The 15590-nt window shown below is 44.5% G+C and carries 12 protein-coding genes; 8 read left to right on the top strand and 4 right to left on the bottom strand.

Features of this window, described 5'->3' with window-relative positions:
- Window positions 1–50: 50 nt before the first annotated feature.
- Window positions 51–494: an RDD family protein gene (locus V7R39_RS17470; protein WP_203565055.1), complete on the bottom strand. Its 444-nt coding sequence runs from the start codon at window positions 492–494 to the stop codon at window positions 51–53.
- 653 nt (window positions 495–1147) lie between these two features.
- Here V7R39_RS17470 and V7R39_RS17475 point away from each other — a divergent pair.
- The 6 genes from V7R39_RS17475 (at window position 1148) to V7R39_RS17500 (ending at window position 7195) form a co-directional block, all read left to right on the top strand.
- The gene (locus V7R39_RS17475) at window positions 1148–1681 is read left to right on the top strand and encodes a sigma-70 family RNA polymerase sigma factor (protein WP_334032236.1); all 534 of its coding nucleotides are present in this window, start codon (window positions 1148–1150) and stop codon (window positions 1679–1681) included.
- Window positions 1678–2379 carry an anti-sigma factor gene (locus V7R39_RS17480; protein ID WP_334032238.1) on the top strand — a complete coding sequence of 234 codons (702 nt, stop codon included), beginning with the start codon at window positions 1678–1680 and terminating at the stop codon, window positions 2377–2379. Before V7R39_RS17475 ends, V7R39_RS17480 begins: the two co-directional genes overlap by 4 nt.
- Before the next feature lie 170 nt (window positions 2380–2549).
- A complete protein-coding gene (locus V7R39_RS17485; RefSeq protein ID WP_334032239.1) occupies window positions 2550–4142 on the top strand; it encodes a DUF4331 domain-containing protein in 1593 nt (530 codons plus the stop codon).
- An 11-nt stretch (window positions 4143–4153) separates the two neighbouring features.
- The gene (locus V7R39_RS17490) at window positions 4154–4681 is read left to right on the top strand and encodes an Ig-like domain-containing protein (RefSeq protein WP_334032240.1); all 528 of its coding nucleotides are present in this window, start codon (window positions 4154–4156) and stop codon (window positions 4679–4681) included.
- A gap of 146 nt (window positions 4682–4827) precedes the next feature.
- Complete coding sequence (locus V7R39_RS17495; RefSeq protein ID WP_334032241.1) at window positions 4828–6021, top strand: hypothetical protein; 1194 nt, start codon at window positions 4828–4830, stop codon at window positions 6019–6021.
- 40 nt (window positions 6022–6061) lie between these two features.
- Window positions 6062–7195 (top strand): HupE/UreJ family protein, encoded by a 1134-nt coding sequence (locus V7R39_RS17500; protein ID WP_334032242.1) that lies wholly within the window; start codon window positions 6062–6064, stop codon window positions 7193–7195.
- An 81-nt stretch (window positions 7196–7276) separates the two neighbouring features.
- Here the strand turns inward: V7R39_RS17500 and V7R39_RS17505 are convergent, their stop codons facing one another.
- Complete coding sequence (locus V7R39_RS17505; protein ID WP_334032243.1) at window positions 7277–10417, bottom strand: WD40/YVTN/BNR-like repeat-containing protein; 3141 nt, start codon at window positions 10415–10417, stop codon at window positions 7277–7279.
- Between the two features lie 461 nt (window positions 10418–10878).
- On the opposite strand from V7R39_RS17505, the gene V7R39_RS17510 reads away from it, so the two are divergent.
- Window positions 10879–11856: a DUF1852 domain-containing protein gene (locus V7R39_RS17510; protein ID WP_334032245.1), complete on the top strand. Its 978-nt coding sequence runs from the start codon at window positions 10879–10881 to the stop codon at window positions 11854–11856.
- 178 nt (window positions 11857–12034) lie between these two features.
- Window positions 12035–13093 (top strand): methionine synthase, encoded by a 1059-nt coding sequence (locus tag V7R39_RS17515; RefSeq protein WP_334032246.1) that lies wholly within the window; start codon window positions 12035–12037, stop codon window positions 13091–13093.
- Here the strand turns inward: V7R39_RS17515 and V7R39_RS17520 are convergent.
- Together V7R39_RS17520 and V7R39_RS17525 are read right to left on the bottom strand one after the other, a co-directional pair.
- On the bottom strand, window positions 13067–15082 hold the full coding sequence (locus tag V7R39_RS17520) for an ATP-binding protein (protein ID WP_334032248.1): 2016 nt from the start codon (window positions 15080–15082) through the stop codon (window positions 13067–13069). The two genes, V7R39_RS17515 and V7R39_RS17520, sit on opposite strands and share 27 nt — an antisense overlap.
- Window positions 15083–15360: 278 nt before the next feature.
- A partial coding sequence (locus V7R39_RS17525) for a hypothetical protein (RefSeq protein ID WP_334032249.1) occupies window positions 15361–15590 on the bottom strand: 230 nt, incomplete at its 5' end.

A 15590-nucleotide genomic window follows, 5' to 3' on the forward strand; every position in this document is an offset into this window, starting at 1 on the left:
GCAGTGTTACTGCCCTTTTTTATTTTCCGTTTTTCATTTATTTAAATGTTCTACCAGCTTTTATGATCGTTAGCTTCTTTTGACAGCTTTAACACTTCAGTTTTTGCTAGCCTATCTTGAAGTGACTGCTTTTCTTTCACATCAAATAGAACCAATAACGTACCCAGCCCGAAAAGCGAACCGACCAAGCGCGTTATCAGTCGGGTCATTGTTACGGGTTCTTCTACTGTGCTGAATATGCGTAAACGCCATGCTCGCATACCCAAAGTTTGGCCTCCACGTTTCCAAAACCACAAGAAAAAACCCGCTACCCAAAGCCCTACCCAGCTTTGAATTAATAGCTTATACCCCGTAGAAGCTTGAATGAGGTCTGCTGGCTCAGCAAAGCCCTGCATATCGAGCCCGCCATTTTTAAGCATGACGATTAACGTAACTATCATCACCATTGCTGCACACATACCTACGGCAACTGCGACGAGTACGTCATATACCATGGCTGCAAGGCGTCTGAAAAAGCCTGCCCTCTCACCAAAATCATTGGCAGGCTGAGCCGTATTCGGCTCAGTGTTTGCACTTTTTTCACTTTTCTCGATTTTATTACGAACTCGTTGTTGAGCTCTCGTTTTGTTTTTCGCCACGGTATTCTCTTTTCACTACTTAGGAGCTGTCATTATCACAGAGTAGTGTGACACAAGCTTGAGTTTGCATAAACACGCACACCGCTCAATTACGTGCTTTTCATATTTATTGGGTTTTAGAGCTACGCGATTTATTAAAAGAGGGCTAACCATAAAATCACTTCGAATTTTTGAATGAAAAATGAATAAGAAGTAAACAAAAGTGCACCGAATAAAAGAGGCAGAATATAAGAGATAAGCACAGGAACTCAGGCCCGACAAACAACACGTTGTCGGCAAGTATCAGGAAGTGATGACAAATGGACAAAGCATGCTATTGTCATTCAAAGGCCGTGTTGATCTTTGAATGACAATCACCTGTTTTTTGCATCTTTGTGCGCATCTAGATGCACGCGACGATCGTTATATATTAATAACGAGTTAATCGTATAGTAGCTAACATGGCTAACAACTATAAATAAACGTGCGGCGGCGGGCCTAGCTCACATAGCTGTACTCAAGGAGCCAAAATGGAACACGAAATCCTGTTTCCGCTGTTATGTAAAACTGCTGAAGGTGATAAAACCGCCTTTGCCGAGCTTTATAAAACAACCAGTTCACAACTTTATGCTGTAGCACTTAAAATGCTTAAGCGACCAGAACTTGCGGATGAAGCAACGCAAGATGCCTACATAAAAATTTGGCATAACGCAGGAAGCTATCAACGAACTAAAGGTACGGTATTAACGTGGATGGTGAGTATTGTGCGCTATCGAGCACTCGATTTGATGCGCTACCATAATGTTCGCAATGAAGTTGAGCTAACTGAAGATGCTACCGCCATTCCCGACACACCACAGGCTTTTAAGTTAGGCGGCGAGCAGGAGAAACTCGCCGCTTGCCTAGATGAACTCGACGGACCACAGCGGCAAGCTATTCACCTTGCTTACATTAATGGCTTATCTCACCAGGAGGTGGTGAATTATTTATCGTCGCCGTTAGGCACAATAAAAAGCTGGATTCGAAGAGGATTACAAAGCCTTCAAAGGTGCTTATCACTATGAATTATTTAAAAGAAGAAACGCTTAACGCGCTTGCGGCGGAATATGTGGTAGGGACACTACGAGGAAAGGCCCGCGTTCGCTATCAAAAATTGATGATGCAGTATCAAGCGGTTAGCGACGCCACTGCGCAATGGGAACAGTATTTAGCGGGTTTCAACGATGCGGTTACCCCCGTTCAACCGCCTGAGCGGGTCTGGGATATGATTCAACAGCGTTTGGGCCATTCAGATTCTAAAGATACATCAGCGCAAATTGTTGATTTTGAACGTGCAAAACGAAATCGCTGGAGAGGCTTGACTGCACTATCTACCGCTGCTGCATTAGTCCTTGCTGTGTTGCTTGTGGTTATGCAACCTTCTCCTGTTGAAGAAGTGTCGCATATTGCTGTGGTGAATAACGCGGATAACACCCCACTGTGGGTGATTGAGGTATCACCGAGCACGTTGGACGTGAAAGTGACTAACGCGTTTACGGCACTTGCTGATAAAGATTACGAACTATGGATGGTTCCTGCGAATGGTGAAGCGCCGATATCGCTTGGACTTATGCCTGAACTGGGCGGTGATAGTAGAAACACGCCAGACATTTTACTTGATAGCAGCATAGCAGCCCTCGCGATTAGTTTAGAAGAGCCAGGCGGCTCTAAAACTGGTTCGCCAACCGAAGTACTTTATATCGCGCCAATTCTGTCGGTATAAAATCTTTTTCAACTGCTCTAAAGGCCGCATTTTTAGTGATTAAAAATGCGGCCTTTTTCTTTTTATTTACCACTTTTAAACATTTTTTTTGATTTCTTTTTGTTTTTTTGCATCTAGTAGCGCATCTCACTCGTTTAACTCTATGAACTCATCAAACAGAGAGATACATAATGACAATCTTAAAACGCAAAACACTATCGGTTGCAATAGCTCTCACTTGCGCTGCCGTTACTGCTGGTGCCTTCGCATCAAGTCACAGAGAAGCGCCAAACATTACACGCGCACCTGCTGTAGACAGCACAGATTTTTACGCTTTTAACAGTTACGAAGAAGGGCGTGATGGCTACGTAACCTTTATTGCCAACTACATTCCATTACAGGACGCGTACGGCGGACCAAATTACTTCGCTATGGATCCAAACGCGCACTATGCCATTCACATCGATAGTGATGGTGATGCCGTTGAAGACATAAGCTTTGTATTTAATTTCACTAACATGCTTGCTGCTGATAACGAAGGCATTGCCCTTCCGATTGGTCCAGAAGGCAACCAAAAAATGGTGAAAGTACCGCTTAAAAATGTTGGTGGTATTAGCGCTGATGATTCAAGCGCGGCAAACTTCTCTGAAATGTACTCGCTAACTATGGTTTCTGGCGACATGCAGAGCGGCGAGCGCACTACACTAACGCCTGCGATGGGCGATATGTTTAAGAAGCCGCTTGATTATATTGGTAACAAAACCTTCACCAGTGAAGCTGAATATGCTCGTTATGCAGAAAGCTTTATCTACTCGTTTGCTATACCTGGCTGTGATGACATGGCTCGCGTATTTGTAGGCCAGCGTAAAGACCCTTTTGTAGTCAACCTTGGTAAAACATTCGACTTGGTAAATTATGTACCTGTTGAAGGTGATAGTGCGCCGGGTGCTGGCGATGGAGAAGGTTTTCCAGGTGGCATTACGCAAAGCGAAAACAATGATGACTTACTAGATAAAAACGTAACGTCACTGTCTGTTGAAGTACCTGCAGCGTGCGTAACCGGTGATGGCAACGGCGTAATAGGCAGCTGGACTACAGCAAGCTTGCCACAAGCAACAATCCTAAACCCAGATGCAACCTTCGCAAAACCATCAGTAAGTGGTGGCGCAATGACACAGGTATCTCGTTTAGGCAGCCCGCTAGTGAATGAATTAGTTATCGGTATTGGTGACAAAGATACGTTCTCAAGTGCGCACCCAAGTGATGATGGTCAGTTCGCTGATTACGTTACTCACCCGTCGCTACCAGAACTACTTAACATCTTGTTTAAAGACGCGGTTAACACCACGCTAGGAACGGATATTGAGACGCTAGCACCAACGAATTTCCCGAGAACCGACCTGGTAACAGCGTTCCTTACTGGCTTCCCTGATGTTAACCAGCAAGCAACGGTAACGCCGTCTGAAATGCTTCGTTTGAACACGGGTATTCCAGCCACACCAGCAGAGTCACAATCGGCATTTGGTGTAGCAGGCGATGATTTAGCTGGCTTCCCGAACGGTCGTCGTCCAGGTGATGATGTTGTGGATATTGCGCTTCGCGTAGTGATGGGTCGTCTGTGCTACCCAATTCCAGTAGCAGGTGAAGATACTGACCTAGGACTTTGTACACCTGATGATGCGAGCGTAGGTACAGTGCCATTTACCGACGGTGCACCTGTGGATGCAAGCATGATTGATTCATCATTCCCATACCTAAGAACGCCTATTGCTGGCTCTGAGTAAGGAGCACAACTATGAATAAACCTATTGAGAAAAAATCAAATAGAAACATTCATCGAATTTGGGTCGCTACATCTTTAGCACTAGCCCTATCAGGTTGTTTTGATAGTGATGATGATGACAACGCGCCCGAAATCAATGAAGCACCTGTTGCAGTAGATGACATGCTAACAACACAGGCAGACATTGCATTTGAAGGGACGCTTAGCGCGTCTGACCCTGAAAACGATCCACTTTCGTTTGCATTGGAAGAAGATGGTTCGTTAGGTTCAGCCGCTGTAAACGCAGACGGTAGTTTTACCTACACGCCTAACGCTCAGGTAACAGGCTCAGACAGCTTTACCTTTAGTGTTAGCGATAGCTTTAATCAGAAGGTAACTGGAACCGTCACTGTGACCATTGAAGCTCAGCAACTATCAGTAGCAAGCTACACCAGAGCGGCGTTTAATCAAGCCCCAACTGATGAGCCACTTCCAGTCAATGGACGGGAGTTTACTCAGGATGCTGATGATGCAGCGTTTGACGATCTATTAATCGATTAAACTGTCTTTTATCAATTAGACTGTCGTTTATCAATTAGATTGACCAACAATCTTTTTGACAGTACGTAATAAAAGACTGATTAATAATTCGTCGTAAAAGAGCATAACCGCAAGGCCAAGGATGGCCTTTTTTTTAGGGAATTTTCATGTTCAAACCTCTGCCTTCCTGTGTCACTTTCTGCTGTTTTTTAATTACTGCAAGCGCTTCATTACTGCTTTTCATGCCAACCATAGTGAATGCAGAGCCGGCAAGTAACAACGCTACCCAAGAAGTCTCTAAAGACACCATCATTGCCACTTGGCAACCTACTACCACAACACTTTCTAGTATTTCTGATGCAGAGAAACTTTTGACCGCAAGTCGTTTCTTATCAGCATCGGGAAATGAGCGACAGCAAGTTACCCAGTTCGTTAATAGACTTCGTTCATCACAGACAAAGCTTAGTCACGAGCAGCGACAGCGTCTGGTAATTCTCGAAGCCAGATTAATGCAAGGCGTACACAAATTCGATGAAGCCCTTCAACATCTTAGTACTATTGATACCGCGCATTCTGGGGCTGCACAGTTACTACTGGCAGATATCAACATTCAGCGAGGTCAAGGCGACAAGGCTAAACAACACTGCGAACAGTTAATGGGCAAAACCAGCTTTCTTCTTGCTTTTGGTTGTGTGTTAAATGCCGATTTTTCGATAGCGCCTTCAGAGGATGTATATAACAAACTGCAAAAATTTGAGCGATACTCATCACTTACGAATGCTGAATCGATTAATGAAGCTGAATATCTATGGTATAGAGAAACCCTTGCAAGCATGGCGCTAGCACTTGAGAAGCCAAACCTTGCCATTCAGCAGCTATCAGAATTTACTTTATCAACGCTGCCAGTAAGTGCTTTGATAACATGGGCCGATGCCCACTATGCCACTGGGCACTATGACACGATAACGACAGTGTTGGCCCAAGAAATCAGTGACATATCCCGCCTAGACGATGCACTTTTACTAAGATGGGTAAAAGCGCAAAAGGCCCTTAACTTTGATGACACAAAAGAGATGCGCCTGTTAAGCAAGCGTATGCAAATAAGGGCATGGCGAGAGGACACATCGCATGCTGCCCAAGTGGCAAGTTATTACCTCGATGTAGATTATCAGCCACGGCTAGCGCTAAAGTTTGCTCGCCTAAACTGGGAATATGCCCAAACCAAACACGATGAACATTTATTGAAACGAGCGGAAAAGGCATTGAGCGCGAAAGACGCAGAAGCTGCTCAAGCCACGCATGGCTCTCAGACCTCTCAGATCTTTCAGGTCTCTCAGACATCTCAAATCACTGAGAGCTAGAGCGTTTTTACAGTTTAGCTAACGGAGTTAAAGCTAGGTTATGCAACGAGTAGTATTATTTTTCTTTATTTTTTTTAGCACACAAAGCGTGTCTCATGAATTGAGCAGTGGCTATCTTACACTGAACCAGCAGGAAGCTGGCGCGTTTCAGGGTGAGTTATTACTGAAACCAGAAGACATCGGCCAAGCCGCCAATTTAGACACCAATAATGACGGCAAGCTATTGTGGAGTGAAGTGTTAGCCAATCAACAACAGGCTGCCGCTTATATTGCCAACTCGCTACAAATAAAACAGGGAAGCGGCAAGTGCCGTGTTTCTACTGCCTCTGCTACTATGCGTTCTATCTCAGCCGAATCTCTTATCGTTTATCCTTTGTCGGTTACTTGCCAAGCGCACAATAGTAAAAACAGCACTGAAGAAAGCAGTCAAAATAGCAGAGAAATCAGCATTAGCTACGAGGGTATTTTTGACATATCGCCAACGCACAAGCTTCTTACTACGGTAAATGTGCAAGATGAAACCCTGACATCGGTGATTGCCGAAGACAAACGCATACTTACCCTGTCGCCTAAAGCACTGTCAACCGCGTCGCAATTTTTTGAAATGGTTTACCAAGGCATTTGGCATATTTTTATTGGCCTGGATCATATTCTTTTTCTCGTGGCGACCTTACTTACTGTGAACCTAGCTCGACATCAACGCACGTGGAAAAAGGAGGACAAGAAGCGCGATATTGTTAAAAGCACGGTAATTTTAGTGAGTGCCTTCACCCTAGCCCACTCTATAACGCTTACCGCGACTGCCCTTGATATCATTACGCTAGACAGCAGGTGGGTGGAGCTGGGCATTGCCATTTCCGTTATGCTAACGGCACTAAACAATATATTCCCTGTGGTATTTAGGCTTGGCTTTTTAACCTTTGGTTTTGGTCTTCTTCACGGCATGGGCTTCGCCAGCGTGTTTGCCGAATTAAACGCACAATCAAACAGTCTAGTAATGAGCGTGGCCGCATTTAATATTGGCGTTGAGGTAGGGCAGCTTGCCATCGTATCCCTGCTGCTGCCTCTACTAGTGGTAGTGCGAAACTGGCACATTTATACCAAAACCATCATGCCTATCGCCTCATCAGTCATCGCAATGATTGCGTTTAACTGGACGTTACAGCGCTGGTAGCCATAGAAAACCGCCCCCGTTTGATATCTATTTCAAACGGGGGCGTTTCTCTCTTTTTAGCCTTGTGCAACCTAGACGCTATTACAAACTCTCTAAATCATACACGCCTTGCTTAGAAAGCTTTTCATTTAAAGGCGCAATTCGCTCGTTAAATAATGTTTGCAGCTTCAGCTTATATTGCTGCCATTTTACTTCAAGGTCGCCTAATCGCTTAAGCGCTCCGGCTTGCGCTGGCGCACCCGTTCTATCAAAGTTATCCATTAAAAAGCGTACCTGTCTGTCGAGCATATTTGGCCAATTAATGTCGTCTTCGAAGGTTTGATGTTTGGGCTGAATAACTAACGATTCCCATTCATCTATTTCACTTATAATGCTTTCGATGGATGTTGACACATCGTTCGCAAGCATGACGTTAGACATTGCCACTTGCTTAAGCCGGTCACGGACATCACGGGCTTTTTGAAGGTGAGCGAATAATTCATTAAGCACATCTTCACTCGCCTGAATACTCTGCTCTACTTTTTGTAATTCAACTGGCTCAGCATTCTCCCTTGGGTCGGGCAACACGTTAAAGGGGCGCGTTTGCGACACACCGCCTACCGTGATGGTCGCTTTGTATTCCCCCGGCATTACTCTCGCGCCATTCCAACCACCGAATAACGTTACGTTGTCAATACAATGAAGGGGCTGACGACGTAGGTCCCACTCAAAAGAGTTAAAGCCAGCATCGGTAGATGGATGTTTTAACTTCAGCGGGCTACGAACGTCTTCATTTCCTTTAGCGCATTTTTCAAACGCACTTGGCGAAGAAGATAATGCGCGCACCAGTTGGTTATTGGCATCAAATATATCGATACGAAGGGTTTCCTCTTCATCTAATGCCTCATTTAAGAAGTAGCGAAATGTAGCCCCTCTCGCAGGGTTTTCTGCTTCTAATTGACCAGATATATTGCCTCCAGCTAAAAGACGTACTCCGTCAACAGGGCTAAACTGGAACAGCACTTCATCAACCAACGTATTGTTAGCCTCGCGAAGTGGCGCTATGTCGTCTAATATCCAAAAGCCCCGCCCTTGAGTAGCAACCACCAAGTCGTCGCCTTTCACCTTAAGGTCGGTTATTGCCACCGGCGGTAAGTTGAGCGAAAGCTTTTGCCAGTTATTACCATCATCAAAGCTTATAAACATTCCGCTTTCTGTGCCGGCAAACAACATGCCTTCTTGCTGACTATCTTCACGAACTACTCTTACAAAAGCGTCTTCGGGCAAGCCTTTATCGATACGAGTCCAGCGTTTGCCATAGTTTGACGTTTTATAAATATAAGGTCGATAATCGTTAAGCTTGTAACCAGTAACCGCTACGTAGGCCTTTCCTTCGGCGTGAGGGCTTAGCTCTATGGCATTTACCTGAGCCTCTTTCTTATGGGGCGTAATATCTGTCCAGTTTTTGCCTTCATCTTTAGTGAGATGCAGCTTACCATCATCTGCACCTACCCAAAGCTCTCCCGCGTTTGTTGGCGATTCAGCAATATAGAAAACCGTATTATAATATTCAGCGCCCGCCTGCTCGTTAGTAATTGGCCCGCCATTTAGCCCCTGCTTTTCAGCATCGTTACGGGTAAGGTCGGGGCTAATTTCTTGCCAATTTACGCCTCTGTCAGTGGTTTTTAGTATCATCTGTGTTCCGTAATACACCGTATCAGGGTTGTGTGTCGATACTAAAACCGGCGCATTCCAATTAGTGCGATACTTTTGGTCTTTTGCATTACGACCAAACACGTATTCAGGGTAAGGCATGATAGGACGAGTTAAGCCACTGCTTCTATCAAATTCAGTAAGCGTACCGTTAATGGTAGTCGCGTATATAAGCGAGGGATCGTCGGCGTTAAATGCAATATGGGCGCTTTCACCACCGCCCACGGCAAACTGTTCCTCTATGCCTATGCCGCTATCGAAGGTAGCAGACGGCGTCGCCATGGTAGTATTGTCTTGCTGGCCACCATACACATAGTAGGGTTCAAGGTTATCTGTAGTCACACGGTAAAATTGTGCGGTAGGTTGATTATAAATGCTCGACCACGACTCTCCGCCATCAAAGGTGATGGTTGCGCCGCCATCGTTAGCATTGATCATGTTTAAACTATCTTCTGGATTAATCCACATGTCATGGGTATCACCGTGAGGCAGCGACTTTATTTCAAAGGTTTTGCCACCGTCGATGGATTTGTGTAGCTGAACGTTCATCACATAAAGCGTGTTATCGTCGTTAGGGTCCACTTTGATATGATTGTAATACCACGCCCTCGCTTTCAATATATTGTCATCATTCAGTAATGTCCACGTTGCGCCCGCATCGTCACTGCGATACAAGCCGCCCTCATCGGCTTCAATAATGGCGTACAAACGCTTGGGGTTAGAGGGTGATACATCGATACCGACTTTACCAATGAGCGTAGGCAAGCCTTTTTCAAGTTGCTCCCATGTCTCCCCGCTATCGGTAGATTTGTATATACCACCGCCTTCACCACCAGATTTTATAAACCAAGGGGTTCTGCCGTGATGCCACATACTGGCGTACAGCACTCTAGGGTTAGACGGATCTAAGGCTAAATCCGCGGCTCCTGTATCGCCATTCACTTTTAAAACGTGTTGCCAGGTTTTCCCGCCGTCAATGGTTTTAAAAATGCCCCGCTCTTCATTAGCTGACCAAATATTGCCTTGAACCGCAGCCCAAGCAATATCTGGATTAGTGGGGTGGATACGTATTTTTGGAATTTGCCCCCGATTGTCTAAACCAACGAGCTCCCAAGTTTCACCTGCATCACTTGACTTGTAAATTCCCTTGCCATGACTTGTGGTTACACCTCGAATAGGACCTTCGCCGGTGCCAACATAAATAACGTTATTGTCTGAGGGTGCCACGGCAATAGCACCGATGCTCCCTACAGCAAAGTGTTTATCCGAAATTGGCTTCCAAGACAATCCCGCATTAGTGGTTTTCCACACCCCTCCACCTGCTGTGCCCATGTAATAAAGTTGAGGTTTCCCATCAACTCCGGCAACAGCGACAGAGCGACCGCCGCGGTATGGACCAATAAATCGGTACTCCATGTTGTCGAAAAGCTCTGCGCTGACGGTTTCTTCTAATGCACTGGTTGAAAATGATGTACTTAGCAGTGTGGTAATAGACACAATTAAAGCCACTAATGTTCGTAGTGATATCATTGTTGAACGCCTTATGGTGTTTATTCTTATGTGTTGATTCTTATGTGCTACAGAAAGCCTTGATTAAAAACGAACACAGGAAACGTTTCGTAAAATCCTCTTTTATAATGCAGTGTACTGTTATCAAAGGTAAAGACCTAAATAAGTAAACCTACACAACGCCATCTACTGCTCGCTCTTTGGCACCAAATCTAGCTCTTCATTTCACTGGTTGCCCCGCTCTTAAGTTATTTCTTAAATTTCTTCTCGTGATGTTTGTTTGGTTAACGCGTTATAAAGCTATCGCGTTCGCAACATAGAAAAAAGTAACTGCGTGTGTTGTAAGCAGTTGATCAATTAATACTGAAACAAGCCATGAACAAAAATCATATAAAAATGAAATTAAGTCATTTTTATTCATAGTTTTTATTGCGTATAACATGTTTATTGTTTTCAGCACCAAACGTAGAGCCAACACCGCGATGATTAAGGAATTTGAATTTACTATCACTCGTACTCGTTTTGATGAAGACTATCAGCCTTCTGACCATACTCGGGTAACCACAAACTTCGCTAATTTAGCGAGGGGTAAGCAACGAAAAGCTAACCTGCGCAATGCATTGCAAATGATAGACAATCGATTTAACGCACTTGCTAGTTGGGATAATGCTGCTGCAGATAGATACAGTGTCGAGCTTGATATCATATCGGTTGATGTGGATGTTGAGGGCAACGGGATGAGCTTTCCAACCATTGAAATTCTTCAAACCAGTATTGTTGATACTAAAACGGGCAAGCGCTCACAGGGTATTGTTGGCAACAACTTCTCATCGTATATACGCGATTACGACTTCAGTGTGGTGCTGTCTAATCACAACGAAGGACAGTCGCATTTCAGTGTGCCCGATGACTTTGGCGAGCTGCACGGAAAGCTGTTCCAGCACTTCGTACACTCTAAAGCATACAAAGCGCAGTTTACGAAGTCACCAGTAATATGCATAAGCGTGTCAGACAACAAGGTGTATCACAGAACAGAAAATGAACACCCCATTTTAGGCGTAGAATACACGCCTAACGAAACCTCATTAACCGAAAGCTATTTTAAAAAGATGGGACTGAACGTGCGCTATTTTATGCCGCCAAATAGCGTTGCCCCCTTTGCCTTTTATTTCTTTGGCGACTTGCTAAACGACTACACCAATTTAGAACTTATTAGCACCATTAGCACAATGGAGACGTTTCAAAAGATTTATCGGCCTGAAATTTATAACGCGAACGCTGTCGCGGGTAAACACTATCAACCGAACCTCAGTCACCAAGATCATTCAATTACCCGAATTATTTACGATCGAGATGAACGTTCTCAACTGGCAGTGGAGCAAGGCAAGTTTGTTGAGGAAAAGTTTATTAAACCCTATCAAACCGTGCTGACCCAATGGTCACGACAATGCGCTTGGTAAAGGACAGTCAGCCTTGCGCTAACTAGCTACTCAACATTGAGCGGGACGAAACTCAGCAATATGATTGCGCTCGTTCTCAACTTTCTCATTTTCACTATTTCTATAGTCCTTTTCAGCCCTCTGAAAATTTTAGTTTCTATGGAAATAGCTCAACTAGGTTATTATTCAAAAATACATTATGAAAACACTATTACCCACTTCCACCTCAGGCAGTCTTCCTAAACCCGCATGGCTGGCGCAGCCTGAACAGCTTTGGTCACCGTGGCAACTAGCACAAGATATTTTGCCTGAGGGCAAGCACGATGCGTTGAAGCTGTCCCTGCACGAACAGCAGTGCGCCGGCATTGATATCGTGTGTGACGGTGAGCAAACTCGTCAGCACTTTGTTACCACCTTTATCGAACATTTAAGCGGTGTGGATTTTGAGAATCGAGAAACGGTGACAATTCGCAATCGCTATGAAGCCAGCGTACCAAAGGTGATTGGTGCCGTTAAACGCACTCGCCCCGTGTTTGTGGATGATGCCAAATTTCTTAGAAGCCAAACATCTCAACCTATTAAATGGGCCCTACCCGGCCCAATGACTATGATTGATACATTATATGACGCTCACTACAAAAGCCGGGAAAAGCTGGCATGGGAATTCGCTAAAATTTTAAACCAAGAGGCCAAAGAATTAGAAGCGGCAGGCGTCGATATCATTCAATTTGATGAACCTGCTTTCAATGTGTTCTTCGATGACGTTAACGAATGGGGCGTGGCTGCTTTAGAGCGCGCGATTGACGGGCTTGAGTGCGAGACCGCCGTACATATATGCTACGGCTATGGCATAAAAGCGAATACAGATTGGAAAAACACCTTGGGAGAAGAATGGCGTCAGTACGAAACCATTTTTCCAAAGCTTCAAAAATCAAATATCGATATCATTTCACTGGAGTGCCACAACTCTAGGGTTCCGCTGGAGCTGATGGAGCTTATCCGCGGTAAAAAAGTGATGGTCGGTGCAATAGATGTAGCCAACCACGAAATTGAAACCCCAGAGGAAGTAGCCACTACGTTAAGAAAGTCGCTGAAGTTTGTAGATGCAGACAAATTGTACCCCTGCACCAATTGTGGAATGGCCCCGTTACCTCGTCATGTAGCTCGCGCAAAGTTGAGCGCACTGGCAGCAGGCGCCGAACTCGTCCGGCAAGAGCTAGTAAAACAACAGCTAAACGGTCAGTACGCTGCGAAGTAAATCATACAATACCGTAAGTTTTACAGGTTTAGCCAAATAAGCATTAAACCCAACCCGAGCATAATGCTCAATGTCAGTACTCATAACATTTGCAGTAAGTGCTATAACGGGAACACTCATATTCAACTTTTGTATTTCAGCAAATGCCTGAAGTCCGTCCATTTCAGGCATTTGGATATCCATTAACACTAAATCAGGTATGTTTTTTGAAAACTGCTCAAGTGCCTCAACGCCATTTTTAGCAAACTGTAAGTCTGCCTGGGTCGCTGCTAGCATAGATTCGATAACAAGCGTGTTTATATCGTTGTCTTCGGCAATAAGAATTGTCTTGCCTGAAAGGTTAGGAACATCGTCCGTTTGAAAAGCAGTTTTTTTGCCGTCTAAATTTGCGTGCTCAAGGGGTAAGGTTACCGTAATTGTTGTCCCCTGATTAGGAACGCTATCAACTTCAATTTTGCCCCCCATCATCTCAACCAGGCTTACCGTGATTGACATACCCAGTCCAGTGCCACCAAATTTACGAGTTGTAGATGAGTCAGCCTGAGTGAAACGTTCAATTACCCTTAACTGCTCTTCCTCAGACATGCCAATCCCCGTATCTTTTACGGTGAAACGCAACGCGCCAGAAGCATAAGAGCTATCGTTCATCAACGCTATGCTGACTTGTCCTGATTTGGTAAATTTAACGGCATTGGCGCACAGGTTAAGAAGGATTTGCCTCACTCTTACTACGTCGCCTTTCCACCCATCAACAAAATCTTTGCTTGTACTGGATTTTAACGCTATTTGTTTTTCAGCGGCTTCTAGGCTTAATTCCGAGTGCACATGCTCAATAACATCACACATTGAAAAGGGCTGTTTTTCTAACGTCAGCTGGTTAGCTTCTATCTTCGAATAGTCCAGAATATCGTTAATGATAGTGAGCAGACTCGTCGCAGAAAAGCTCGCTCTTGAAATAAGCATCTGTGATTCAGAGTCTAGGTTTGAGCGTTCTAAGAGCTGCAGAGTCCCAAGTACACCATTCATGGGAGTTCTTATTTCGTGACTCATATTAGCCAGAAAGTCACTTTTAGCTTTGGTGGCCTGCTCGGCTTTATACTTTGCTTCTTGCAGCTTTCTTGATGCTTCTTCGCTATCAGTTACATCTTGAAACGTGCCAAACAATTTAATGCATTTATTTTCAAAAAACTCGGCCTCGCCCTTAGAAACCACCCATCGTCGATGCCCTTTCATCGTTGTTATTTGTGTCTTGAGATCCCATGACTGACCAGTCTTTATCGCTAATTCTACAGCATGCGATATGCTGTCACGACTCGTACCCACTACATAAAAATCTACCGCCGACTCGAATGTGGGTTGATACCCAGGGGGAGCTTCGTGTATTCGTTTAGTTTGATCGCTCCAAAGAACATGGTTAGTCTCTAAATCTACTGACCAAGAGCCTACTTTTGCCACTTTTTCTAATTTTGCAAGAGAAGATGCTTTAGTTCTTAACTGTTCGAGTACTTGTCTTTTAGCGATTTCTGAACCCAACCACTGAGCAAACAATTCGATAAATTCATAGCTCTCGGGTTCAAAGATGTTGACGGGCTTGGCTGCAGAAAAATTAATCGTGCCAAACACCCTATTATCAATAATTATAGGGGCAGCGAGATACGCCTCAAGCTTTTGGGCTTCATAACAAGGATGACTGGCAATATTTGAGAAGCCAACATGATGAAACCCAACCACCTCTTTTACATTTATTGTGTAATGACAGTAAGTTATGCCGAGGTCGAAATGCATTCCCGCGTCAAGGCCGTCAATATTATTGACGGTTCTAAACACCTTGTAGTCATTACCCACAATTTGACTCACAATACCGACTTCCAAGCCAAACAAGTCAAGGCCAAAGCGCAGGAGTTCATCCACTTTCGAGTCAAAATCTAACGACTGATTAGATACGATATTGTGGAAATTTCGAAGTGGGTTCACATTTTCCGCTCTCATAGAGTCCCCCCATTGAATCGAGCTTCACGCGGGGTCAATACTATGTTGAGTGTGTGCTTTTCTGGCTGAGAATTGTTCATAGTTAATACTAGCTACCGTGCGATACATCGTAAATAAAAGTTCCAGTGTCCATAACAGACCTACTGGCGTTTTAAACGAGCTGATTTGATCAGACAGCAAACTTGATGTTTCAGCACTAGTGCAGTGTTTAAAATGTGAGATTAACACCTGCCGACCCGCTTCCCTATTCCCAATAAGTATAGGTATTGCCTTTACAGTCACTCATAAGACCACATTGATGGACGCTCGTTTGAGTGTGAGGTTACTGCACCCAGTGTATAAACTTTCAACACTTGAAGGTAATTCACGAAAAAAAGTGTTGTATGCGCGCGCTGCATCGCTATAATGCAACGCATTGGCGCATAGCCATTACAATGTGATGCCAGAGTGATGAAATTGGTAGACATGACGGATTCAAAATCCGTTGCTAGAAATAGCGTGCCGGTTC

Source organism: Alteromonas sp. P256, assembly GCF_036864455.1.
In the GTDB taxonomy this organism is placed as follows: domain Bacteria; phylum Pseudomonadota; class Gammaproteobacteria; order Enterobacterales; family Alteromonadaceae; genus Alteromonas.